Annotated in this window: 19 protein-coding genes; 7 read left to right on the forward strand and 12 right to left on the reverse strand. The window is 74.1% G+C overall.

Translation table 11 applies throughout. The features are described 5' to 3' along the window. Position 1 precedes the first annotated feature (1 nt). Positions 2–1,072, reverse strand: coding sequence for a LacI family DNA-binding transcriptional regulator (locus ACF053_RS08590; protein WP_391953157.1), 1,071 nt, complete (start codon positions 1,070–1,072; stop codon positions 2–4). Positions 1,073–1,097: 25 nt separating this feature from the next. Next, positions 1,098–2,966 carry a glycoside hydrolase family 13 protein gene (locus ACF053_RS08595; protein ID WP_391953158.1) on the reverse strand — a complete coding sequence of 623 codons (1,869 nt, stop codon included), beginning with the start codon at positions 2,964–2,966 and terminating at the stop codon, positions 1,098–1,100. A gap of 379 nt (positions 2,967–3,345) precedes the next feature. Here ACF053_RS08595 and ACF053_RS08600 point away from each other — a divergent pair, with 379 nt between their 5' ends. The 4 genes from ACF053_RS08600 (at position 3,346) to ACF053_RS08615 (ending at position 8,387) form a co-directional block, all read left to right on the forward strand. Beyond that, positions 3,346–4,623, forward strand: a complete 1,278-nt coding sequence (locus tag ACF053_RS08600) for an extracellular solute-binding protein (RefSeq protein ID WP_391953159.1) — start codon at positions 3,346–3,348, stop codon at positions 4,621–4,623. A 77-nt stretch (positions 4,624–4,700) separates the two neighbouring features. After that, positions 4,701–5,687: a carbohydrate ABC transporter permease gene (locus tag ACF053_RS08605; protein ID WP_391953160.1), complete on the forward strand. Its 987-nt coding sequence runs from the start codon at positions 4,701–4,703 to the stop codon at positions 5,685–5,687. Next, entirely contained in the window at positions 5,684–6,625 is a 942-nt protein-coding gene (locus ACF053_RS08610; RefSeq protein WP_391953161.1) for a sugar ABC transporter permease, read from the forward strand. The genes ACF053_RS08605 and ACF053_RS08610 overlap by 4 nt, the downstream gene beginning before the upstream one ends. 109 nt (positions 6,626–6,734) lie before the next feature. After that, on the forward strand, positions 6,735–8,387 hold the full coding sequence (locus ACF053_RS08615) for a glycoside hydrolase family 13 protein (RefSeq protein ID WP_391953162.1): 1,653 nt from the start codon (positions 6,735–6,737) through the stop codon (positions 8,385–8,387). An 80-nt stretch (positions 8,388–8,467) separates the two neighbouring features. Here the strand turns inward: ACF053_RS08615 and ACF053_RS08620 are convergent, their stop codons facing one another. The 4 genes from ACF053_RS08620 to yczE all read right to left on the reverse strand — a co-directional run bounded on the left by ACF053_RS08620 (position 8,468) and on the right by yczE (position 12,197). Next, complete coding sequence (locus ACF053_RS08620; RefSeq protein WP_058941040.1) at positions 8,468–8,842, reverse strand: RNA polymerase-binding protein RbpA; 375 nt, start codon at positions 8,840–8,842, stop codon at positions 8,468–8,470. A gap of 277 nt (positions 8,843–9,119) precedes the next feature. Next, the gene (locus ACF053_RS08625; protein ID WP_391953163.1) at positions 9,120–10,484 is read right to left on the reverse strand and encodes an MFS transporter; all 1,365 of its coding nucleotides are present in this window, start codon (positions 10,482–10,484) and stop codon (positions 9,120–9,122) included. 40 nt (positions 10,485–10,524) lie between these two features. Then, positions 10,525–11,304: a glycerophosphodiester phosphodiesterase family protein gene (locus ACF053_RS08630; protein WP_391953164.1), complete on the reverse strand. Its 780-nt coding sequence runs from the start codon at positions 11,302–11,304 to the stop codon at positions 10,525–10,527. Further along, a complete protein-coding gene (yczE, locus tag ACF053_RS08635; RefSeq protein ID WP_391953165.1) occupies positions 11,301–12,197 on the reverse strand; it encodes a membrane protein YczE in 897 nt (298 codons plus the stop codon). Before yczE ends, ACF053_RS08630 begins: the two co-directional genes overlap by 4 nt. Before the next feature lie 100 nt (positions 12,198–12,297). Between yczE and ACF053_RS08640 the strand changes: the two genes are divergently transcribed. Beyond that, a complete protein-coding gene (locus ACF053_RS08640) occupies positions 12,298–13,803 on the forward strand; it encodes an SCO1417 family MocR-like transcription factor (protein ID WP_058941037.1) in 1,506 nt (501 codons plus the stop codon). Positions 13,804–14,143: 340 nt separating this feature from the next. On the opposite strand, the gene ACF053_RS08645 is transcribed toward ACF053_RS08640, so the two are convergent. Together ACF053_RS08645 and ACF053_RS08650 are read right to left on the reverse strand one after the other, a co-directional pair. Beyond that, positions 14,144–15,709 carry a hypothetical protein gene (locus ACF053_RS08645; RefSeq protein ID WP_391953166.1) on the reverse strand — a complete coding sequence of 522 codons (1,566 nt, stop codon included), beginning with the start codon at positions 15,707–15,709 and terminating at the stop codon, positions 14,144–14,146. A 47-nt stretch (positions 15,710–15,756) separates the two neighbouring features. Beyond that, positions 15,757–15,951 carry a hypothetical protein gene (locus ACF053_RS08650; RefSeq protein ID WP_228975262.1) on the reverse strand — a complete coding sequence of 65 codons (195 nt, stop codon included), beginning with the start codon at positions 15,949–15,951 and terminating at the stop codon, positions 15,757–15,759. A gap of 225 nt (positions 15,952–16,176) precedes the next feature. On the opposite strand from ACF053_RS08650, the gene ACF053_RS08655 reads away from it, so the two are divergent. Both ACF053_RS08655 and ACF053_RS08660 read left to right on the forward strand, forming a co-directional pair. Continuing rightward, positions 16,177–16,569, forward strand: a complete 393-nt coding sequence (locus ACF053_RS08655; protein ID WP_391953167.1) for an ankyrin repeat domain-containing protein — start codon at positions 16,177–16,179, stop codon at positions 16,567–16,569. 278 nt (positions 16,570–16,847) lie between these two features. After that, entirely contained in the window at positions 16,848–18,266 is a 1,419-nt protein-coding gene (locus tag ACF053_RS08660; protein ID WP_391953168.1) for a HEAT repeat domain-containing protein, read from the forward strand. A 622-nt stretch (positions 18,267–18,888) separates the two neighbouring features. Here ACF053_RS08660 and ACF053_RS08665 read toward each other — a convergent pair. From ACF053_RS08665 to ACF053_RS08680, 4 genes are all read right to left on the reverse strand, one after another. Further along, positions 18,889–19,764 carry a 5-oxoprolinase subunit C family protein gene (locus ACF053_RS08665; RefSeq protein ID WP_391953169.1) on the reverse strand — a complete coding sequence of 292 codons (876 nt, stop codon included), beginning with the start codon at positions 19,762–19,764 and terminating at the stop codon, positions 18,889–18,891. Beyond that, the gene (pxpB, locus tag ACF053_RS08670; RefSeq protein WP_391953170.1) at positions 19,761–20,378 is read right to left on the reverse strand and encodes a 5-oxoprolinase subunit PxpB; all 618 of its coding nucleotides are present in this window, start codon (positions 20,376–20,378) and stop codon (positions 19,761–19,763) included. The genes ACF053_RS08665 and pxpB overlap by 4 nt, the downstream gene beginning before the upstream one ends. Further along, positions 20,375–21,139, reverse strand: a complete 765-nt coding sequence (locus ACF053_RS08675) for a LamB/YcsF family protein (RefSeq protein ID WP_391953171.1) — start codon at positions 21,137–21,139, stop codon at positions 20,375–20,377. Before ACF053_RS08675 ends, pxpB begins: the two co-directional genes overlap by 4 nt. A gap of 67 nt (positions 21,140–21,206) precedes the next feature. Beyond that, positions 21,207–22,541, reverse strand: a complete 1,335-nt coding sequence (locus ACF053_RS08680; RefSeq protein ID WP_391953172.1) for an MFS transporter — start codon at positions 22,539–22,541, stop codon at positions 21,207–21,209. Positions 22,542–22,602: the final 61 nt, after the last annotated feature.

Here is a 22,602-nt window from a genome sequence, read left to right on the forward strand (position 1 = left end):
ATCATCCTTCAATCGGATTCTCGACGCCATCCGTCCGCCTTTCGGAGGACCTCTGGCCCTGGGGTCCGGAGGCCGTCGATCCCCGCACGACCAGTTCCGGCATGAACACGAACTCGCTGTGCGGCGCCGGCGTCCCGCCGACCTCCTCCAGCAGGGCCCGCACCGCCGCCTGTCCCATCGCCTGCACCGGCTGGCGGATGGTGGTCAGGGGCGGGTCCGTGAAGGCTATGAGCGGGGAGTCGTCGAAGCCGACGACGGAGACGTCCCGGGGGACGTGCAGCCCCCGACCGCGCGCGGCGCGGATGGCGCCCAGCGCCATCATGTCGCTGGCGCAGACCACGGCCGTGCAGCCCCGCTCGATGAGGGCGCCGGCCGCCGCCTGTCCGCCTTCGAGCGTGTACAGGGAGTGCTGGACCAGCTCCTCGGCCTGCTCGGCGGAGAGGCCCAGCCGTTCGCGCAGCCCGTCGCGGAAGCCCTCGATCTTGCGGAGCACGGGGACGAACCGCTTCGGGCCGACGGCCAGACCGATCCGGGTGTGCCCGAGGGAGACGAGGTGCGTGACGGCCAGCTTCATCGCGGCGCGGTCGTCGGGCGAGACGAACGGCGCCTGGATCTGCGGCGAGAAGCCGTTGATCAGCACGAACGGGACGCCCTTGCCGCGCAGCTGGTCGTAGCGCTGGGTGTCGGCGGTGGTGTCGGCGTGCAGGCCGGAGACGAAGATGATCCCGGAGACGCCCCGCTCGACGAGCATCTCGGTCAACTCGTCCTCGGTGGAGCCGCCCGGTGTCTGCGTGGCCAGGACGGGGGTGTACCCCTGCCGGGTCAGGGCCTGCCCGATGACCTGGGCCAGCGCCGGGAAGATCGGGTTGTCCAGCTCCGGCGTGATCAGGCCGACCAGCCCCGCGCTGCGCTGCCGCAGCCGCACCGGGCGCTCGTAGCCGAGGACGTCCAGGGCGGCCAGGACGGACTGGCGGGTGGCCGCGGCCACACCGGGCTTGCCGTTGAGCACGCGGCTGACTGTGGCTTCGCTGACCCCCGCCTGGGCTGCGATGTCGGCTAGCCGCGCGGTCATGTGGTGCGACTGTACCGGGCGCACGTCAGATTGCCCACCACGAGCAGGAGTCCGGAGCGACCACGACGGACGTCTCCCCGGCCGGGGTCCCGGCCTCTCCGGCGCCCGCCCCCGCCTCCCCGGCCGCGGTCCCGCCGGGCGCCCCGCCGCAGGCCCCGCCGGGCACCCCCGGGCCCGTCGCGGCGGGGGCGCTGGAGAGCAGCAGCCGGCCCTCCGGCCCGCCGGGGCGGGGGATCTCCACCGCGCGGTCGGTGGTGTTGGCGACGCACACCACCCCGCCGTCGCCGTCCGCCGAGCGGCGCCGGAACGCCAGCAGTCCCGGCGGCACGGGCAGCCAGTCGAGTCCGCCGTCGCCACCGCCCGCCCCGAGAGCCGGGTGCGCGCGGCGCGTGGCGAGGGCGGCGCGGTACAGCTCCAGCGTCGACGCCGGGTCGCCGGTCTGCGCCTCGACCGACAGCCCGCCCCACTCCGCGGGCTGCGGCAGCCAGCTGCCGCCGGGGCCGAAGCCGTACGACGGACCGCGCGCGCTCCAGGGGATCGGCACCCGGCAGCCGTCGCGCAGGCCGTCCTGGCCCTGGGTGCGGTGGAACGCCGGGTCCTGGCGCACCTCGTCGGGCAGGTCCGTCACCTCGGGCAGGCCCAGCTCCTCGCCCTGGTACAGGTAGGCGGAACCGGGCAGCGCCAGCATGAGCAGCGCCGCCGCGCGGGCCCGGCGCAGGCTGCCGTAGCGGGTGGTGTGGCGGACGACGTCGTGGTTGGAGAGGACCCACGTCGTGGGGGCGCCGACCGACGTGGTCGCCCGGAGCGAGTCGTCGATCACGCGCCGCAGCGTCCCGGCGTCCCAGGGGGCCTGGAGGTACGCGAAGTTGAACGCCTGGTGCAGCTCGTCGGGGCGTACGTACAGGGCGAGCCGCTCCGCCGAGGGCGCCCACGCCTCGGCGACCGCGATGCGCCGGCCGTCGTAGGAGTCGAGGAGGCGCCGCCAGCCGCGGTGGATCTCGTGCACGCCGTCCTGGTCGAAGAAGGGCAGCCGCTGCGAGCCGATCAGCCGGGCCTGCTCGCGCCGGCCGATGTCGGGCAGCCCGGCGGCCTTCACCATGCCGTGGGCCACGTCGACGCGGAACCCGTCGACGCCGAGGTCGAGCCAGAACCGCAGCACCGAGTCGAACTCCGCGCGCACCGCGGCGTTCTCCCAGTTGAGGTCGGGCTGCTGCGGGGCGAAGAGGTGCAGGTACCACTGGCCGTCCGCGACCCGCGTCCAGGCGGGCCCGCCGAAGACGGACTCCCAGTCGTTGGGCGGCAGGGAGCCGTCCGGACCCCGGCCGGGGTGGAAGTGGTACCGGTCGCGGCCGTCGCCGGCGAGGGCCTGCCGGAACCAGGGGTGCCGGTCGGAGGTGTGGTTCGGCACGATGTCGACGATCACCCGCAGACCCAGCTCGTGGGCGGCGCGCACGAGGTCGTCGGCGTCCGACAGGTCGCCGAAGAGGGGGTCGACGGCGCGGTGGTCGGCGACGTCGTAACCGCCGTCGGCCTGGGGCGAGGCGTAGAAGGGGGTGAGCCACACGGCGTCCGCACCGAGCCGGGCGAGGTGCGGCAGCCGTTCCCGCACTCCGCGCAGGTCCCCGACGCCGTCGCCGTCGCTGTCGGCGAAGGAGCGGACGTACACCTCGTAGATGACGGCGTCGCACCACCAGCCCGGACGGGCGGGCGGCCGGGGGCGCCGCTCCCGGGGGGCCGGGGGCGCCGACGGCTCCGGGGACGCCGGGGGCTCCTGGGGAGCGACGGGCGCGGGAGGCTCGGGGAATCCGAGGGGCCCGGAGGATTCCGGGGCCTCCCCTGACCGCCGGGGCTCCGGCGCCGGCTGGGCGGTGCGGTGGGTGAGCTCGTGGGCCATGTGCGCGGGCTGCCTCTCGGTCGTACGGCGCGGGCCGCGGGCGGCCGGCGGTTCCAGGCCGGAATGCAAGGGTCCTGCAAGGCTTTACGGAAAGGCTTGCAGGAGCCTTCGTGACGCCGCAAGCCCCGGCCGGGGGCCTGTGGGAGCGCATCGGGGGCGCCCGCGGCAGGCGTGTCAAGCGATGCGTCGGCAACTGTCGGGACACGTCGATGTAACGATCCCTCCGCCTTGCAGAAAATTGCCGCAAGGTCTTTCGGCTCGTTTTCATCCCTGTTACGTTCCTGGCAACCCGGCGCGCCGCGAAGGAGCGGTCGGCAGGTGGCAAGTCTTCGCAAGGTCTTCCGCCTCGGTCTTCCCGGGATCAGTTGAAGGAGTTCACATGCGGCGTGGCATAGCGGCCACCGCGCTGGTCGCGAGCCTGGCCCTCGCGGCGACGGCCTGCGGCGGCGACAGTGGGGACAAGGCGAGCGGCGGCCCGGTCACCATCACCTGGTGGGACACCTCGGACGCCACGAACGAGGCGCCGACCTACAAGAAGCTGATCGAGAAGTTCGAGGCGGCCCACAAGGACGTCAAGGTCAAGTACCAGAACGTCCCGTTCGCCGAGGCGGAGCAGAAGTACAAGACCGCCGCCCAGGCCGGCAACGCCCCCGACGTCCTGCGCGCCGACGTCGGCTGGACGGCCGGCCTCGCCCAGAACCAGTACCTCGCCCCGCTCGACGGCACCCCGGCCACCAAGGAGATCGCCTCCTTCAACCAGGGCCTGGTCGAGGGCGCCAAGGTCGACGGCAAGCTCTACGGCGTCCCGCAGGTCACCGACGCCCTCGCGCTCCTCTACAACAAGCAGGTCTTCGCGAAGGCCGGCGTCCAGCCGCCGAAGACGTGGGCCGAGCTCTCCGCCGCCGCGAAGACCATCAAGCAGAAGACCGGCGTCGACGGCATCTACCTCAACCCGGACAGCTACTTCGCCCTGCCGTTCCTGTACGGCGAGGGCGGCGCGATGGTCGACACCGCCACCAAGAAGATCACCGTCGACGACGAGCCCGGCAAGAAGGCCGTCCAGACCGTCGTCGACATGGTCAAGAGCGGCGTCGCGGTCAAGCCGGACTACACCGACGGCTACAACAACATGCAGGCGGCCTTCAAGGACGGCAAGGTCGCCATGGTCATCAACGGCCCGTGGTCCACGGCCGACGACCTGACCGGCAAGGCGTTCAAGAACAAGGACAACCTCGGCGTCTCCCCGGTCCCGTCCGGCTCCACCGGCAAGGCCGGCACGCCCACCGGCGGCCACAACCTCGTCGTCTACAACGGCGCCGACGCCCCGCACAAGGAGGCCGCCCAGAAGTTCGTGGCGTTCATGACCTCCGCCCAGTCGCAGGAGTTCGCCGCCACCGAGACGGGCGTGCTGCCGACCCGCGACGACGCGTACACCATCAAGGTCGTCGCCGACCCGATCCGCGCGGCCTTCAAGAACGTGCTCGCCGACTCCACCGCCCGCCCGGCCGTCGCCGGCGTCAGCGACATGTTCACCGAGTGGACCAAGCAGTACATCGAGACCCTCAAGGGCAACACCACCGTCGAGAAGGGTCTCGACACCACCGCCGACAAGTGGAAGACCAACATCAGCTCCCTCAAGGAGTACTCGGTCGACTGAGCCCCCTCGGCCCGGACCGGCAGCCGACAGGGCGCCGGTCCGGGCCGGACCCGTACGCACTGAGGGAAAAGACTTCCATGAAGACAGCCACCGCAGATCCCGCCACGGCCGTGCGGCCTGCCAGGGCCGGGCTGCTCACCCGCATGAAGCGCTCCTACGACCGGCACTGGTACGCCTGGGCCATGGTCCTGCCGGTGGTGCTGGTCATCGGCGTGCTCGTCGCCTATCCGCTGGGCCGCGGCGTCTACCTGTCGTTCACCGACGCCAACGAGCTCAACGTCGCCAAACAGCTCGGCGCGACCGAGATCCCCGCCACGTACCAGTTCGTCGGCCTCGACAACTACTGGCGGGTGCTGTCCGGCGCCGACGGCGAGTTCTACCCGAAGCTCCTGTGGACCGTGGTGTGGACCGCGTCCTGCGTCTTCTTCCACTACACCATCGGCCTCGGCCTCGCCCTGCTGCTCAACCGCAAGGTCAAGGGCCGCTCGCTCTACCGCGTGCTGCTCATCCTGCCCTGGGCGGTGCCCCCCTTCGTCGCCACCTACGTCTGGCGCATGATGTACAACTCCGAGTCGGGCGTCTTCAACGCGATCCTCGGGCAGTTCGGCTTCGGCCCCGTCGACTGGCTCGGCGACACCTTCATGCAGAAGGTCGCCGTCATCGGCGTCAACGTCTGGCTCGGCGTGCCGTTCATGATGGTCGCCATCCTCGGCGGCCTCCAGTCCATCTCCGGCGAGCAGTACGAGGCCGCCGAGATGGACGGCGCCAGCCCCTGGCAGCGCTTCCGCCACGTCACCCTGCCCGGCCTGCGCCCCGTCAGCGCCACGGTGATCATGCTCGGCACGATCTGGACGTTCAACATGTTCCCGATCATCTACCTGATGCTCGGCGAGGCGAACGCCCTGCACAGCGAGATCCTCGTGACGTACGCCTACCGCCTGGCCTTCGGCTCGGTGCGCGACTACGCGGCCGCCGCGACCTACGGCATCCTCATCCTCTCCATGCTCGCCGTCTTCGCCGTCTTCTACCGCAGGCTGCTCAACCGCCAGGAGGCCGCCCGATGAGCACGGTGACCGAACCCCGGAAGAACACCGTGACCGCACACGCGCCCGGCACGGCGGACACCGCCGGCGCCGGCTCCGGCTCCGCAGGCCGGCCCCGCAGGGTCCGCGGCCGCGGGGAGCGCTCCCCGCTCGCCTCGGCCGGACTGCACGCCGCGCTGGTCGTCGCCAGCCTCGTCGCCGTCTTCCCCATCGCGTACATGGTCTTCATCTCGCTGCGCGGCCGGTCCGGCTGGACCAGGCCGACCAGCGCCGAGGGCGGTCTGGAGATCAGCAACTACGCGTACGTCCTCACCGAGACCGAGTTCCCGCGCTGGTTCGCCAACTCGCTGATCGTGGCCGCCGGCACCACCGTCGTCGGCGTCTTCGTCGCCGCGTCCACCGGCTACGCCATCTCCCGGATGCGCTTCCCCGGCCACCGGTCGCTGATGTGGGTGCTGCTCCTCACGCAGATGTTCCCGGTCGCGGTGCTGATCGTCGCGCTCTACAACATCCTCGGCGGCATGGGCCTGCTCGACTCCCACCTCGGGCTGGTCCTCACCTACTGCTCGGTGTCGGTGCCGTTCTGCGCCTGGATGATGAAGGGCTACTTCGACACCATCCCGCACGAGATCGACGAGGCCGGCCGCGTCGACGGGCTCACCCCCTTCGGCACCTTCTACCGGCTGATCCTGCCGCTGGCGAAGCCCGGCCTCGCGGTCACCGCCTTCTACTCCTTCATCACCGCGTGGGGAGAGGTCGCCTTCGCCCGCGCCTTCCTCTCCACCGACTCGATGCTCACCCTCTCCGTCGGCCTGCAGAGCTTCATCGGCCAGCACAAGGCGGAGTGGGGCTACCTCACAGCCTCCGCGGTGATCATCTCGATTCCGGCGGGCCTGGTGTTCCTCCTGGTCCAGCGGAACCTCGTCGCCGGTCTCACGGCGGGCGGCACCAAGGGCTGAGCCCGCCCGGCCCCGCCCGGCACCACGCGCCCAGACGGCGGTGCCGGTCCGGCTCGACGCGCAGTCGCCGGACCAGGCGCCGCCCCCACCCACTCCACCCAGGGAAGACATGACCCAGCACCTCGCCGCCCCCGCCGCCCCGACCACCGGCACGGACTCCGGCTGGTGGAGAGAAGCGGTGATCTACCAGGTCTACCCGCGCAGCTTCGCCGACGGCAACGGCGACGGCATGGGCGACCTCCAGGGCATCCGCAGCCGGCTGCCGTACTTGAGGGAGCTCGGCGTCGACGCCGTCTGGCTGAGCCCCTTCTACGCCTCCCCGCAGGCCGACGCCGGGTACGACGTCGCCGACTACCGGGCCATCGACCCCATGTTCGGCACCCTGCTCGACGCCGACGCGCTCGTCCGCGAGGCCCACGAGCTCGGCCTGCGCATCATCGTCGACCTCGTCCCCAACCACTCCTCGGACCAGCACGAGTGGTTCCAGCGCGCCCTGCGCGAGGGGCCCGGCTCCCCGCTGCGCGAGCGCTACCACTTCCGCCCCGGCAAGGGCGCGAACGGCGAACTGCCGCCCAACGACTGGGAGTCCATCTTCGGCGGCCCCGCCTGGACCCGCGTCGAGGACGGCGAGTGGTACCTGCACCTGTTCGCCCCCGAGCAGCCCGACTTCAACTGGGACCACCCGGCCGTCCGCGACGAGTTCCGCTCCATCCTGCGCTTCTGGCTCGACATGGGCGTCGACGGCTTCCGCGTCGACGTCGCCCACGGCCTCGTCAAGGCGCCCGGGCTGCCCGACATCGGCGCCCACGACCAGCTGAAGCTGCTCGGCAACGACGTGATGCCCTTCTTCGACCAGGACGGCGTCCACGAGATCTACCGCAGCTGGCGCGCGGTCCTGGAGGAGTACGACGGCGAGCGCGTCCTCGTCGCCGAGGCGTGGACGCCCACCGTCGAGCGCACCGCCAACTACGTGCGCCCCGACGAGATGCACCAGGCGTTCAACTTCCAGTACCTGGGCACCCACTGGGACGCCGCCGAGCTCCGTTCCGTCATCGACGCCTCGCTCGCGGCGATGCGCCCGGTCGGCGCGCCCGCCACCTGGGTGCTCTCCAACCACGACGTCACCCGCCACGCCACCCGCTTCGCCAACCCGCCCGGCCTCGGCACCCAGCTGCGGGAGCCCGGCGACCGCGAGCTCGGCCTGCGCCGCGCCCGCGCCGCGACGCTCCTGATGCTGGCGCTGCCCGGCTCGGCCTACGTCTACCAGGGCGAGGAGCTCGGCCTGCCGGACGTCACCGACCTGCCGGACGAGGTCCGCCAGGACCCGTCGTTCTTCCGCGCCACCGGCCAGGACGGCTTCCGCGACGGCTGCCGCGTGCCGATCCCGTGGACGGTCGGAGGCGACTCGTACGGCTTCGGCTCCGGCGGCAGCTGGCTGCCGCAGCCCGCCACCTGGGGGGCGCTGAGCGTCGAGGCCCAGACCGGCGCGGCCGGCTCCACCCTGGAGCTGTACCGCAGCGCCCTGCGCGTCCGGCGCGAGCAGCCGGGGCTGGGCGCGGGCGAGGAGCTGCGGTGGCTGGACGCGCCCGAGGGCGTCCTGGCCTTCCGCCGCGAGGGGTTCGTGTGCACCGCGAACACCACCGGCGCGCCGGTCTCCATCGACGTCCCCGGCCGGATGCTCCTCGCCAACGAGCCGGTCCGCACCAGCGTCACCGGCACCGTGGAGCTGCCCGCGGACACGACGGTCTGGTGGGCGGTGTGACCCTCCCGCTGTCGCGGGGGGGGGGGGGGCGGCGGCCCCCCCCCCCCCGCGGCTGTGATGGGTGACCGGGTGCTAATCGGTCACGCGGACTTCCTGCTGTCGCGCGGGTGCACCGCGATGTTCATGGCGCCGGAGCGCAGGACCGCCAGCCGTTCGGCCAGCACTTCCTCCAGCTCCTCGCGGGTGCGCCGCTCCATCAGCATGTCCCAGTGCGTACGCGCAGGCTTCGCCTTCTTCTCCTCGGGGCCGTCCCCGTCCACCAGGAGTGCCTGGTTTCCGCAGACCTTGCACTCCCACTCCGGCGGGATTTCCGCCTCGACCGAGAAGGGCATCTCGAACCGATGCCCCTTCTCGCATGCGTACTCCACCGCCTGGCGCGGGGCCAGATCGATGCCGCGGTCGGTCTCGTAGCTGGTCACCACGAGGCGCGTGCCGCGAAGAGCTCGCTCACTCATGAATCGTGCCTCCCGGGCTTGTCGCCCACAGGACAGGTGTCGCTGTCGTCGTCATCCGGTCAACGGCCGGTCGGCGGTAAAGATTCCCGTTGCGGGTCATGCGTCGCCCGTCGTGCCGCCCCTTGTTGTACCCACCAATGCCCGGTTTGTCACATCTGGCAGAAGATGTCACCCAGCGTTCCCGGTACCCGAGCACGCAGTAACGGTCCGCCTGGCAGGCCAAAGGCGTACACTAGCGGCCTTTCACTTCGCCGTCTAAATCCGGACCGGTTTCCGCTCAGATCCGTTCCGGTACGGGGTTGCCCGCAGCGGCCACCGCACGTCGTACCGGTACCCGCGCGAGCAGCACGAAACCCACCGAGAAGAACAGCACCAGGGAGACGATCGCGTCCCGGTAGCTTCCGGTCAGCTGGTAGGCGAGTCCGAACACCAGCGGCCCCAACCAGCTCAGACCGCGGTCGCTCATCTCGTACGCCGAGAAGTACTCCGCCTCCTTGCCGCGCGGCACCAGGTGCGAGAACAGGGAGCGGGAGAGCGCCTGGCTGCCGCCCAGCACCAGCCCGATCGCGGCCGCCAGCCCGTAGAACCAGACCGGCTCGCCGGCCGGCAGGAAGTACCCGGCCGCCAGGATCAGCGTCCACACCGCCAGTGAGCCGAGGATCGTCCGCTTCGCCCCGTACACGCGGGCCAGCCGGCCCATCCCCAGCGCGCCGGCCACCGCCAGCACCTGCACCAGCAGCACGGCCGTGATCAGCGTCGTCTGCTCCAGGCCCAGTTCCTCGGAGCCGTAGATCGACGCCTGGGAGATCACCGTCTGCACCCCGTCGTTGTAGACGAGGTAGGCGAGGAGGAACGACAGCGTCAGCGGGTGGCGCCGCATGTCCCGCAGGGTCGACACCAGCTGGCGCCACCCGGGCCCGACCGACCCCCCGCCGTCGGCCGGGGTGACCCTCCGGTCGCGCAGCCGCCGCAGCGGCACCAGCGTGAACGCGCCCCACCACAGGCCCGCCGACGCCAGGCAGATCCGCACCGCGGCGGACTCGGTCAGGCCGAACGACGCGTGGCCGGAGTACAGCACCAGGTTCAGGACGAGGACGAGCGCGCCCGAGGTGTACCCGAACGCCCAGCCCCGCGACGACACCGCGTCGCGCTCCTCCGGCCCGGCGATCTGCGGCAGGTACGCGTTGTACAGGGCCATCGACACGGCGAGCGCCGCGTTCGCGACGACCAGCAGCAGCGCGCCCAGCAGATAGCGCTCGCCGTCCAGGAAGAACATGCCGGTCGTGGCGCCGGCGCCGACGTACGCCGCGGTGGCCAGCAGCGGCTTCCTGCGTCCCGTCCGGTCCGCCACCGCGCCGGCCAACGGCATCACCAGCACCGCGAGGACGATGGAGGCCGAGACGGAGTACGCGAAGAGCGACCCGGCGCGGACCGGGACGCCGAGCGGGTGCACGAAGCCGTCCGGGTCGGCCGCGGCCTTGGCCACCGAGGTCAGGTACGGGCCGAGGAACACCGTCAGGACGCTCGTCGAGTAGACCGAGCAGGCGAAGTCGTAGAAGTACCAGCCGCGCTGCTCGCGGCGGCGGTCGGGCGGCGGCACGTCGCCGGCGCCGGCCTCCCGGTCGGTGGTCTCGGCGGTCACACGCGCCCCCTCGTTCGTCCCGGCCCCGGCCCACCCGGGGTCAGAGCCACGCTCCCCGGTCGGTGAGCACCGTGCGCAGCGTCTCCAGATGATCGGTCATGATGCCATCGACGCCCAGGTCCAGGAGAGCCGTCATGCGCCGCGGATCGTTGACGGTCCACACGTGCACCTGGAGTCCGCGTGCGTGGGCCTCCCGCACGAAGCGCCGGTCGACGACCCGCACCCCGCCCTGCGTCTCCGGCACCTGGGCGGCCACCGCCCCCGCGCGCACCGCCGCCGGGATCCCGTACGAGCGCAGCCGCAGCGCGACCACGCCGCGCACCCCGTACGACGTGGCCAGCCGCTCGCCCGCCGCCCTGCGCGCCCGGGCCACGCGGCCCTCGTCGAAGGAGCCCACGCACACCCGGTCCCACGCGCCGGTCCGGCGGATCAGCGAGAGGAGCGGCACGAGGGCCGACTCCGCCTTCAGGTCGACGTTCCAGCGGGCCTGCGGGAACTCCTCCAGCAACTCCTCGAAGAGCGGCAGCGGCTCCCGGCCCGCGACCCGCGCCCGGCGCACCTCGCTCCACGGGAGGCGCGCGATCCGGCCGCGCGCGTCCGTCACGCGGTCGAGGGTCGCGTCGTGGAACGCGACGAGCCGGCCGTCGGCCGTCGTGTGCACGTCCGTCTCGAAGTAGCGGTATCCGGCCTCGGCGGCCCGCCGGAACGCGCTCGCGGTGTCCTCCAGGCCGTCCGCCGCGCCGCCCCGGTGGGCGAACGGTATGGGGGAGGGGTGGTCCAGGTAGGGGTGGCCCGGTCGGGGGCGCGGCAGTCGAGTCACCGCGGCAGTATGACCCGGTCCGGTGGCCCGGCGGCGACCGCGGGGCGGTCGCCGGGAGTACCGGAGGTGGCGCCCGCCGCACCGGTGGGGGCGGGCGCGTCGGCGGGGGTTTCGGCGGGGTCGGCGGGGTCTCCGGGGGCGGGGGAGGGGGTGCTGGGGACGGCGCGGCCGGCCGGGACCGTGAACAGGCGCAGGGAGAGCTGGGCGAGCGGTCCGATGGCGAACGCGTACAGCAGCGTTCCGACGCCGACGGAGCCGCCGAGGAGGAAGCCCGTGGCGACCACGCCGACCTCGATGAGGGTCCGGATCAGCCGCAGCGAGCGGCCGGTGACCCGGTGCAGCCCGGTCATGAGGCCGTCGCGGGGCCCGGGTCCGAAGCGGGCGGCGATGTAGAGGCCCGTCGCGGCGCCGTTGAGGACCACCCCGGCGACCATCAGCGCGACGCGCGCCCCCGTCCCGTGGACGTCCGGGAGGAGGGCGAGGGTGCCGTCCATCGCGGCGCCGATCAGCAGGACGTTCGCCACCGTGCCGAGCCCCGGCCGCTGCCGCAGGGGGATCCAGAGCAGCAGCACGACCCCGCCCATGAGTGTCACGACGACGCCGATGGACAGGCCGGTCAGCCGGGCCAGGCCCTGGTGGAGCACGTTCCACGGTTCGAGGCCGAGACCGCTGCGGACGAGGAGGGCCGAGCTGGCGCCGTAGAGGAGCAGGCCGGCGGTGAGCTGGACGAGACGGCGCGGTATCCGCCGCCCGTGCCGCCCGCCGGCGGGTCCGCCCGCGGGCTCCCCGGCGGGTTCGCCCGGCAGTCCCCCGGCGGGTTCGTCGGTGCTCCGTGCCGGGTGGTCCGATGTGGACCCCTCCGTCGACTCCGGTGTGGACGTCGGACTGGACATGTGTGCCCCCGGGCTCTGGTGTGGTGGACTGGCCTGTGACACTCTCTGGCCGAGGATCGGCCGCCAACCATGGCCAATCCGAGGAAGGTGGACTGAAGTCATGGCCCAGTGGACTTCGGCGGTGGGCCCCGCCCAGCTCGCCCGGCAGTTGACCGTGCAACAACCCCGGCCCGCGGGCCCCGGTACGCGCAAGCCGCCCGCCTACCGTGCCCTGGCGGACGGCATCCGCCTGCTGGTGCTGGAGGGCCGGGTGCCCGTCGCCGCGCGGCTGCCCGCGGAACGGGAGCTCGCGCTGGCGCTCTCCGTGAGCCGCACCACCGTCGCCGCCGCCTACGAGGCGCTGCGCGCGGAAGGGTTCCTGGAGTCGCGGCGGGGGGCCGGCAGCTGGACCACCGTGCCGGCCGGCAACCCCCTGCCGGCCCGCGGCCTCGAACCGCTGCCGCCCGAGTCGCTGGGTTCCATGATCGACCTGGGGTGCGCGGCGCTGCCCGCCCCCGAGCCCTGGCTCAGCCGCGGCTTCCAGGGTGCCCTGGAGGAGCTCCCGCCCTACGCCCACACCCACGGCGACTACCCGGCGGGCCTCCCCGCGCTGCGGCGCACCCTGGCCGAGCGGTACACGCGGCGCGGCATCCCCACGATGCCCGAGCAGATCATGGTGACGACCGGCGCGATGGGCGCGATCGACGCGATCTGCCACCTCTTCGCCGGCCGCGGCGAGCGCATCGCCGTGGAGTCGCCGTCGTACGCCAACATCCTGCAGCTGATGCGGGAGGCCGGCGCGCGCCTGGTGCCCGTCGCCATGGCGGAGGGGCTGTCCGGCTGGGACCTGCCCCGCTGGCGCCAGGTGCTCCGCGACGCCGCGCCCCGGCTGGCGTACGTCGTCGCCGACTTCCACAACCCGACGGGTGCCCTCGCCGACGAGGACCAGCGCCGGGCGCTGGTCGACGCGGCGCGGTCGGCCGGGACGGTCCTCGTGGTCGACGAGACCATGGCGGAGCTGCACCTGGAGGACGACCTGGAGATGCCGCGGCCCGTCTGCGCCTTCGACCCGGCCGGCAGCACGGTGCTGACGGTCGGCTCGGCGAGCAAGGCGTTCTGGGCCGGCATGCGGATCGGCTGGGTCCGCGCGGCCCCCGACGTCATCCGCTCCCTCGTCGCGGCCCGTGCCTACGCGGACCTGGGGACCCCGGTCCTGGAGCAGCTGGGCGTCAACTGGTTGATGCGGACCGGTGGTTGGGAGGAGGCGGTCACCCTCCGGCGCGCCCAGGCCCGGGAGAACCGGGACGCGCTGGTCGCCGCGGTGCGCCGGGAGCTGCCGGGCTGGGAGTTCGAGGTGCCGCTCGGCGGGCTGACGCTGTGGGTGCGCACCGGGGGCCTGTCCGGGTCGCGCCTGGCGGAGGTGGGGGAGCGCGTCGGCGTGCGCGTGCCGTCGGGGCCGCGCTTCGGCGTGGACGGCGCCTTCGAGGGGTACGTCCGGCTCCCGTTCACCGTCGGAGGGCCGGTCGCCGACGAGGCCGCCGTCCGGTTGGCCGCCGCCGCGGCCGCGGTGCGTTCCGGCGCCAGCGGGGGAGCGGCGGCGGAGGAGCCGCGGACGTTCGTGGCCTGAGCGCGCCTCGGGGGTGCGCCGGGGCGGGTGCTCCCCGTGCCCGTCGCCGCCCGGGGCGGCCCGGTGCTGCGTGCGGGCCGGGGTTCCGGGCGGGCGGGGACGACGCTCGGGGGTGCCGAGGGTGCCGCGCTCCTCGCTCCCGGCCACGGGTCGGCCGAGCGTTCCGGGCGTGCCGTGTGCTCCGGGCGGGCCGGGCTCCCCGTGCTCCGGCCGGCCGTACCGAGTACCGAGTACCGAGTACCGCGTGCGGCGGGCGCTCCGGGGTGCGGACGCCGGCGCCCGGGGACACCGGGGCGTGGGTCGGAGCGAGGGCCGGGGCGGGTCGTGCGCCGGCGCCGCGTCAGGCGGGGAGTGCCGGCTCGCTCGCCGGGAGCGGCGGCGCCGGTGCGGGAGGTTCCGCGGGGCGCACCGCGAGGAGGTCGAGCACGGCCCGGCGGTGGGGCTCGGGGGCCTCGTCGTCGTACGGGTCCGGTGTGGCCGGGACCTGGAGCCGCAGGACGGGGTCCGTGCCGAGGCGGACGTACCCGCGCCCCGGCGGCACCTGGGGCGGTGGCGTCGTGTGGGGCGGGGCGCCCAGGACCTCCTCGAGCTGTTCGGGCGTGGCCGCCCCGAGGGCGACGTGTGCGCGCGTGTGGGCCCGCACGGAAGCGCCGAGGGCGTCGACGGTGTCGAACTGCTCGCCCACCACGACCGTGACGTACGCCGCCCGGCCGTGCCGCAGCGGGACCTGGAGGAGCTCCTGGGGATCGGGGCGGCCCTCCGCCGCCGCCAGGTCCCCGAGGACGCCGAGCCGGTCGAGCAGGATCCACAGGGGCCGCCGCAGCTCCGCGGGGGCGGTCCGCCCCGCCTGCCGGGCCTCGTGGGCGACGGCGAGGCGCCGCTCGGTCGCGCGGACCGCCCACTCGAGCGCGTTCAGCGCGCCGACCGGCCCGCACTCCACGCCCAGCACGCCGTCCCGGCCGGACAGGCAGGCGTACTCGCCGCTCCCGCACCCCTCCAGCACCAGCACGTCCCCGTCGTGCAGCAGCGCCTGGAGGGCGATCGACCGCAGCAGGGTGCTGACGCCGGACCCGGGCTGCCCGACCACCAGCAGGTGCGGCTCCGTCGCGCGCGGCCCGGTGCGCCAGACCACGGCGGGGGCGTCGCGCGTCTCCTCGCCGTCCCGGACGGGGACCGTCCGCTGCACGGCGTCGGCGTCGGTGAAACCCAGTACCGTCTCGCCCGGCACCGTCACGAAGCGCTGCGCCGCCACCGACACCGGCAGGGCGGGCAGCACGCACATCACCAGCCGGTTGCCCTCCTCGTCCCAGTCGAAGAGGTACTCGCGGCCGCGCCCGCACTTGGCGTGCAGGACGTGCTCGATCCGGGCGCGCGAGACCGGGTCGCCGTCCGGGAAGTAGGCCGGGTACGCGATGCGCAGCCGGGTGGGCCGGCCGTCGGCGTCGAACGCGAAGTCGCTGAAGGCGCCGCTCCACTCCCCGCCGTGGGAGAAGAGCGGGCTCGGGTCGTCGGGCACCGAGAAGTACGGCACCAGGGCCTCGTACAGCGCCCGCAGCCGCGCGGTCTCGACCTCGTCGGGCCCCGTCCGCTCGACGGGGCGTTCCCTGCCCTTCCACGCCGCCGCCGCCATCAGCGAGATCAGCGCCAGCAGCGGCCCGTACGGCAGCAGGGCGACGACCAGCACGCCCGCGGCGGCCAGGAACAGCGTGGGACCGCGCCGTTCCTTGGGCATGGCCGCCCATCGGGCACGTCCGGCCGCCGCCAGCTTCCGCAGGCCGCGCGAGACCGTGATCAGCGGATGGAGGACGTCCGTGGCGTTGTCGGCGGCCGTGCGCGCGATCTCTCGGCTGCGAGTGATCGAGGCGCTGCCGCTGCGCAGGATGCGGGGGAGTGGTCGCCTGGCCACGTCGTCTCCTCGGGTCGTGGAAGGGGAGGGCGAGGGTCCGGGCGGCGTCAGAAGTTGATGCCGCCCAGCAGGCTGGCGAGGCTCTGCCCGCCCGCGGTGATGCTCGGCGCGATCGCGGTGCCCGCGAGGTAGAAGCCGAACAGCGCGCAGACCATGGCGTGGGACGCCTTGAGGCCGTCCTTCTTGAAGAAGAGGAAGACGATGATGCCCAGCAGTACCACGCCGGAGATCGACAGGATCATGAGGTTTCTCCTGGTTGAAGGGACAGTCACCATGAGGTGTTCCAGGCTCACAGGAAGCATCTATGTGATAAAAGGTGCAATCGGGTGAAGTTCGGGTGTTTTCACTTGACTGGCGCACGTCGGGATGCGGTCCGGTGGGGCAGTACCCTGTCGGTTCACTCGTACGGCTGACCTCGTCGTACGCACGGCAACGGAGCACGGACAGCACGGAAAGGCGGCCCGCCGATGAGCGACACCCCCGACCCCGAGGTGGTCGAACTCGCGTCGAAGATCTTCGACCTGGCACGCCGGGGGGAGACCGCGGCGCTTGCCGCCTACGTCGACGCCGGCGCCCCCGCGAACCTCTCCAACGACAAGGGCGACTCGCTCGTGATGCTCGCCGCGTACCACGGTCACGCCGCGACGGTGGAGGCCCTCCTGGCGCGCGGCGCCGACCCCGACGCCGTCAACGACCGGGGGCAGACCCCTCTCGCCGGCGCGGTCTTCAAGGGTGAGGAATCCGTCATCCGGGCACTCCTCGCAGGCGGAGCGGATCCGGAAGCCGGGACTCCGTCCGCGCTGGACACGGCCCGGATGTTCGGCAGGACGGAGCTCCTGGAACAGAACCGGAAGGGGTGAACGGCCCGGGAACGGGCAGCGAACCCCGGACGGACACGGCGCCGTAAATGTGGTCGCGGCGGAGAAAACGCTGGGTCATCATGACGACGGGCCCGCAGGGGGCCACCGATGAGAAGGCAGAGGCAGAGGAAGATGGTCGACACCAGGCAGAAGACGACGGGCGGCTCCTCATGTTGTTCCCGCGCGGCCTAGCCGATCACCGGCGACCAACCCACCCGGTTGCTTCGGGACACCTGACCGCGCTCGTTGCGTCGACAGCTTGATGTGAGGCGTTTTCCATGTTCGAACCAGTCATAGCGCCGAGCGGCACCCTGCTCGGTCTGCTGCAGAGGGGCCGCGGTGACGGCACGCTGCACGCGCTCGCCGCGCCCCGTGCCGAAGCCCTCGCCGCTCTCGACCACTGCGTGCTCCACGACCCCCGCCAGGACTGGCAGGTCGAGAACCGCTCCCTCTACTACGCCCGCCTCTACCTGGACCTGCACGGCGGTCTGGACGCGGTCGAGGCCCACCTGTTCGGTGTCGAGGACGCCCTCGACACCGAGGAGTGCCGGACCGGCCTCGCGCTGTCGGTGCTGGGCCACCTCGCCTCGTACGGCCGCCGCGACGCCCTCCAGCTGCTGCGCCGGTACACGGCGACCGGCACCAACTGGGCCTGGGCCCTCGACGAGCTGGCCCTCCGCGACGAGGACACCGCGCTGCGCGGCCTCGCCGACGCCGTCCTCGCCCGCTTCCCGGCCACGCCTGACGGGGAGGCCGCGCTGGCGGCCACGGTCCGCGACGCCTACGAGCCCCGCCCGTGGCGGCTGTGGGGCGACGACCCCCGCGACACCGTGGGCGGCCGTGTGCGCGCCGCCCGGGAACAGGGCTCCTTCGACCGCTGGCAGCGGCAGATGCGCCCCACCGGGCCGCGTCCCGGCTGGAGCGTCCAGGCCGTCTTCGACTGGGCGCAGGAGGGCCTGGAGCGCGGCAGCGTCCTGCACGGCCCGGCCGCCCGCTGCCTCAACGCCGTGGCGGGCCCCGACGACCGGCCCCTGATCCTGGACGCCGCCCGCAGCGGCCCCGACGGTGCCCGCTGCGCCTCCCTGCACTACCTCGCCGAGTCCCGAGACCCCGCCGTGCTCGACCTGATCGAGGCCGCGGCGGGCGACCCGTCCCGCACGGTCTCCGAAGCGGCCGTCGCCGCCTTCGAGCGCATGTGCGGCGAGGCCGCCGTCGACCGCGCCCGGGGCTGGGTGCACCGGCCCGACGCCCTCGGCGCCTCGGCCGCCGGCGTCCTCGCCGCCCGCGGCGGCGAACAGGACGCCCCGCTGGTCCTCGGCGCGCTCCGCCAGGCCGTCCGCACCGACGGCCCGGACGCGCCCTCCCTCTACCCGCTCGTCGACGGGGCCGGCCGCCTGGGCATCGGCTGCGCCGCGCCCGTCCTGCGCCACGTCTACCGCGAGACCGCCTCGTCCGAACTGCGCGGCCGCACCGCCCGCGCCCTCGCCGCCACCGACGCGACCTTCCCCACCGGCTTCGCCGTCGAGTGCCTGTGGGACTGCGAGGAGACCACCCGGGAGATCGCCGCCCTGCACGCCGAGACCGGGGACGTGCGCGTCGCCGAACGGCTGCGCCGGCTCGCCGCCGACCCCGTGGAAGAGGACGAGGTGCAGACGGCCGTCCGCAGCCGCATAGGCCCCGACGCGCCCGCCGTCTGACCCACCCGGCTCAGCGCCCCCACCCCCCGGCCGGCACACAGCCCGCCCGGCGGACGGAGCGCCCCCGGCGCCCAGCCCCACCCGGCGGGCGATCCTCCGGGCGGGCGGTCCTCCGGGCAGGCAGTCCGCCCGGTATGCAGGCAGTCCGCCCGGTACGCAGGCGCTCCTCCGGGCGCGCAGTGCTCCGGGCGGGTGTCCCGCCCGGCAGGCGGCGCCCGGAGCATACGGTCCCCGGCCGGGCGGCCCTCCGGATATGCGCCCGCAGCCGGGTGGTCCTCGGGGCATGCGGCCCGCCCGGTCGGCGGCCCGCCCGTCATGGGTGTTCCCGGCAGGTGGTCCCCGCCCGGCCCGCAGTCCGCTCGGCTGCGGTCTCCCCGGTACGCGGTCCGCCCGGCCCGCAGTCCGCTCGGCGCGCAGGGGCCGTCCGGTATGCCGCCGGGGGAGTGCCGGTACCGCGTGGTCCGGCAGTACGCCCCGGGGAGCGACGGCCACGGCATACCCCCCGGTGGACGCCGGGGCAGCTGCCCGGGGCCCGGTGCCCCGCAGGGGCGTCGGCCTTCGCTCCCGGGGCCCGGCGGAGGCGGAGGGGAGCCCTGGGCCCCCGCCGGGCCCCCGCCCGGTCTCACCGCACGCCGGCGCCCGCGCCCACGAACCGGACCGGCGTCCCCGGTCGCGCCTGCGCGGCCGCCGCCAGGTCGGGCTCGTGGACGACGGCCACCACCGGGTAACCGCCGGTCGTCGGATGATCCGCCAGGAACACCACCGGCAGGCCGTCCGGCGGCACCTGTACGGCGCCCAGCACCATGCCCTCGCTGGGCAGCTCCCCGGCCCTCGCGCGCTCCAGCGGGGGGCCCTGGACGCGCAGGCCGATGCGGTTGGAGGCCGCCGACACGCGGTACGGGCGGGAGGTGAGGGCGCGCAGCGCCCCGTCGGCGAACCAGTCGGCCCGGGGACCCCACCGCACCCGCAGGACCAGCTCATCGGGTACGCCCGGCCAGGGAGCCGCCTCGAAGTGGGCGCGCCCGGGCGGCTGGGCCCCCAGTGCCAGCACCGCCCCGTCCACGAGCGGCGCGGGCCCCAACCCCGACAACAGGTCCGTCGAACGGCTGCCCAGCACCGCTTCCGCCGCCACGCCGCCGGCGAACGCCACGTACGACCGCAGGCCCCGCCCGGCGGCACCCACGTCCAGTACCGCGCCGGCCGGGACCCGCACCGCAGCGCCCCACGCCGCCGGGCGTCCGTCCACGGTGACCGGGCAGGGTGCGCCGCCCACCGCCACGGCCACCGCGCACCGCGGCCGCACCGCGCAGCCGGTGAGCGTCGTCTCCAGGACGGCCGCCCCGTCGCCGTTGCCCACCAGCCGGTTGGCCAGGGCCGCGGCGTGCGGGTCGAGCGCGCCGGAACGGGGCACCCCGAGGTGGGCGTATCCGGCGCGCCCCCGGTCCTGCACCGTGGTGAGCGCCCCGGCGCGGACGACCGTGAAGGCCCGTTCCGTCACCCGGCCACCTCCACGAACCGCACCCGCGTGCCCGGTGCCAGCAGCGCCGCCGGCTGCCGCGCCGGATCCCACAGCACGGCCTCCGTCGTCCCGACGAGCTGCCACCCGCCGGGTGACGAACGCGGGTACACACCCGTGTACGGACCGGCCAGCCCGACCGAACCGGCCGGCACGGCGGTCCGCGGGGTGGACCGGCGCGGCACGGCGTACCGCTCCGGCAGTCCGGTCAGATAGGCGAAGCCCGGCGCGAACCCGCAGAAGGCCACCCGGTACTCGGCCCCCGCGTGGATCCGCGGCACCTCACGGGGCGCCACGCCCCACACCCCGGCCACCTCGGCGAGGTCCGGCCCGTCGTACCGGACCGGCAGCTCGACCACCGGCCGCGTGCGCCACCGCGGCGGCGGCACCTCCCACGCCGCCATCTCGGCGGCCAGCCGCCGGGGATCGGCCAGGCCGTCCAGCAGGACGGTCCGCGCCGCCGGGACGATGTCCCGCACGGCGGGCAGCGCCCCCGCCGCCCGTCGCCGCAGCAGCTCGGCGTGGAAGGCGCCGGTCTCCTCGCCGTCCCGGAACTCCAGCAGCAGCGCCCGCTCGCCCACCTCGAGGGCCCTCATGTGAACGCCTCCACCCGGACGCCGGCGTCCTCCAGCGCCGCCCGCACCCGCCGGGCCAGCTCCACGGCCCCGGTGGTGTCGCCGTGCACGCACAGCGAGCGGGCCCGGACGGGGACGGGCCGTCCGCCGTGCGAGGTCACCGTCCCGGACCGCGCGATGGCCACGGACCGCTCCACCACCTCCGCCGGGTCGTGCAGGACGGCACCCTCCTCCGTCCGCGGCACGAGGGTGCCTTCCGCCGTGTACGCCCGGTCCGCGAACGCCTCCGCCACCACCGGCAGCCCCACTTCCCCGGCGCTCCGGTGCAGCGCCGAACCGGGCAGGCACAGCAGGGGCAGCCCCCCGCCGGCCAGCAGCACCCCCTCGACCACGGCACGGGCCTGCACGCCGTCCCGCACCACGCGGTTGTACAGGGCACCGTGCGGCTTGACGTACGCCACCGCCGCCCCGGCCGCCCGCGCGAAGACGTCCAGCGCCCCGATCTGGTAGGCCACCTCGGCCGCCAGCTCGTCCGGCGGTACGTCCATGGCCCGCCGCCCGAAGCCGGCGAGGTCGCGGTAGGAGACCTGGGCGCCGATGCGCACCCCGCGCTCGGCGGCGAGGGCGCACACGCGGCGCATCGTCACCGCGTCGCCCGCGTGGAAGCCGCAGGCCACGTTCGCGCTGGTCACCACCGACAGGAGCTGTTCGTCGTCGGTCAGCCGCCAGCGGCCGAAGCCCTCGCCGAGGTCGGCGTTGAGGTCCATCGATGCCCGGGTCACGTCCGTCGACCCCTCCGGAATCCCGTTCGTACGGCAGGAGCGCGCACCGCTCCTCCTCCACCATCCGTCACGGCAGCTCCCGCCCGCGCGTCTCGGGCAGCCCGAGCAGCGCCAGCACGGCGATGCCGTACCCCACCGCCCCGAACACCAGGGCCCCGCCGACGCCCCAGCTCCCCGCGAGGAAGCCGACCAGCGTCGGGAAGAACGCCCCCACCGCGCGGCCCGTGTTGTACGTGAACCCCTGCCCCGTGCCACGCACCGACGTCGGGTAGAGCTCGGCGAGGAACGAACCGAAACCGCTGAAGATCGCGGACATGCAGAACCCGAGCGGGAAGCCGAGGACGAGCACCAGCCCGTCCGCCCCGGCGGGGATGTTCGTGTACGCCACGATGCACACCGCCGACAGGACGGCGAACAGCGCGATGTTCCGCTTCCGGCCGAGCCGGTCCGTCAGGTACCCGCCGGTCAGGTAGCCGATGAAGGCGCCGGATATGAGGAACGCCAGGTAGCCGCCGGTGCCGACGACGGTCAGCCCGCGCTCCGTCTTGAGGTAGGTGGGCACCCATGTGGCCAGTGTGTAGTAGCCACCCTGCACCCCGGTGGAGAGCAGCACCGCGAACAGCGTGGTGCGGGCCAACCGGGAGCGGAAGATCTCCGCGAACGAACCGGGCCGGGCACTGGCCCGCCGGATCCGCTCGGCCTCCGGGGCGTCCCGCACGTTCCGCCGGACGTAGACCACCAGGAGCGCGGGCAGCGCGCCCGTCCAGAACATCACGCGCCACGCGGTGTCGGGGTCCAGGAAGTGGAAGACCAGGGTGTACACGACGACGGCGAGCGCCCAGCCGGCCGCCCACGCGCTCTGGACGCCGCCCAGGGTGCGCCCCCGGTGCCGCGCGGACGCGTACTCGGCGACGAGGATCGCGCCGACCGCCCACTCGCCGCCGAAGCCGAGGCCCTGCAGGGCCCGGAAGACCAGCAGCGTCCCGTAGTCCGTCGCGAAACCGCAGGCGACCGTGAAGACCGCGTACGTCATGACGGTGATCATCAGCGCGCGGACGCGGCCGATCCGGTCGGCCAGGATCCCGGCGAGGGCGCCACCGACGGCCGACACGACCAGCGTGACGGTGGTCAGCAGCCCGGTCTGGCCGCTGTCCAGGCCGAAGTAGGCGGCGATGGCCACCATGCTCAGCGGCAGCGTGAAGAAGTCGTAGGAGTCCAGGGCGTACCCGCCGAACGCGCCGGCGAAGGCGCGGCGGCCGCGCGGCCCGAGCGCCCGCAGCCACGCGAACGGCCGCTCGCCGCCCTGCGGCGGCTCCCCTACTTGCGGCTGCGGCTGCGGCTGCGGCTGCGGTTCTGCGGACGCGGCGTCCTGGCTCGTCGGGGTCTTCCGGGTCGTACTCATCTGCACCTCGCAGAGGGTGAGGAGCGTGCCTGGGCTGTGCCGTGGGTGGTGCCGTGCGGGC

Source organism: Streptomyces kanasensis (genome assembly GCF_043077165.1).
GTDB classification, from domain to species: domain Bacteria; phylum Actinomycetota; class Actinomycetes; order Streptomycetales; family Streptomycetaceae; genus Streptomyces; species Streptomyces changanensis.

Excerpts from the sequence above, each read along its gene's own strand:
- ACF053_RS08660 (WP_391953168.1), top strand. The coding sequence starts at position 16,848 with ATGTTCGAACCAGTCATAGCGCCGAGCGGCACCCTGCTCGGTCTGCTG.
- ACF053_RS08680 (WP_391953172.1), bottom strand. The coding sequence starts at position 22,541 with ATGAGTACGACCCGGAAGACCCCGACGAGCCAGGACGCCGCGTCCGCA.
- ACF053_RS08595 (WP_391953158.1), bottom strand. The coding sequence starts at position 2,966 with ATGGCCCACGAGCTCACCCACCGCACCGCCCAGCCGGCGCCGGAGCCC.
- ACF053_RS08605 (WP_391953160.1), top strand. The coding sequence starts at position 4,701 with ATGAAGACAGCCACCGCAGATCCCGCCACGGCCGTGCGGCCTGCCAGG.
- ACF053_RS08590 (WP_391953157.1), bottom strand. The coding sequence starts at position 1,072 with ATGACCGCGCGGCTAGCCGACATCGCAGCCCAGGCGGGGGTCAGCGAA.
- ACF053_RS08610 (WP_391953161.1), top strand. The coding sequence starts at position 5,684 with ATGAGCACGGTGACCGAACCCCGGAAGAACACCGTGACCGCACACGCG.
- ACF053_RS08640 (WP_058941037.1), top strand. The coding sequence starts at position 12,298 with ATGGCCCAGTGGACTTCGGCGGTGGGCCCCGCCCAGCTCGCCCGGCAG.
- ACF053_RS08650 (WP_228975262.1), bottom strand. The coding sequence starts at position 15,951 with ATGATCCTGTCGATCTCCGGCGTGGTACTGCTGGGCATCATCGTCTTC.
- ACF053_RS08620 (WP_058941040.1), bottom strand. The coding sequence starts at position 8,842 with ATGAGTGAGCGAGCTCTTCGCGGCACGCGCCTCGTGGTGACCAGCTAC.
- yczE (WP_391953165.1), bottom strand. The coding sequence starts at position 12,197 with ATGTCCAGTCCGACGTCCACACCGGAGTCGACGGAGGGGTCCACATCG.
- ACF053_RS08655 (WP_391953167.1), top strand. The coding sequence starts at position 16,177 with ATGAGCGACACCCCCGACCCCGAGGTGGTCGAACTCGCGTCGAAGATC.
- ACF053_RS08600 (WP_391953159.1), top strand. The coding sequence starts at position 3,346 with ATGCGGCGTGGCATAGCGGCCACCGCGCTGGTCGCGAGCCTGGCCCTC.
- ACF053_RS08615 (WP_391953162.1), top strand. The coding sequence starts at position 6,735 with ATGACCCAGCACCTCGCCGCCCCCGCCGCCCCGACCACCGGCACGGAC.
- pxpB (WP_391953170.1), bottom strand. The coding sequence starts at position 20,378 with ATGAGGGCCCTCGAGGTGGGCGAGCGGGCGCTGCTGCTGGAGTTCCGG.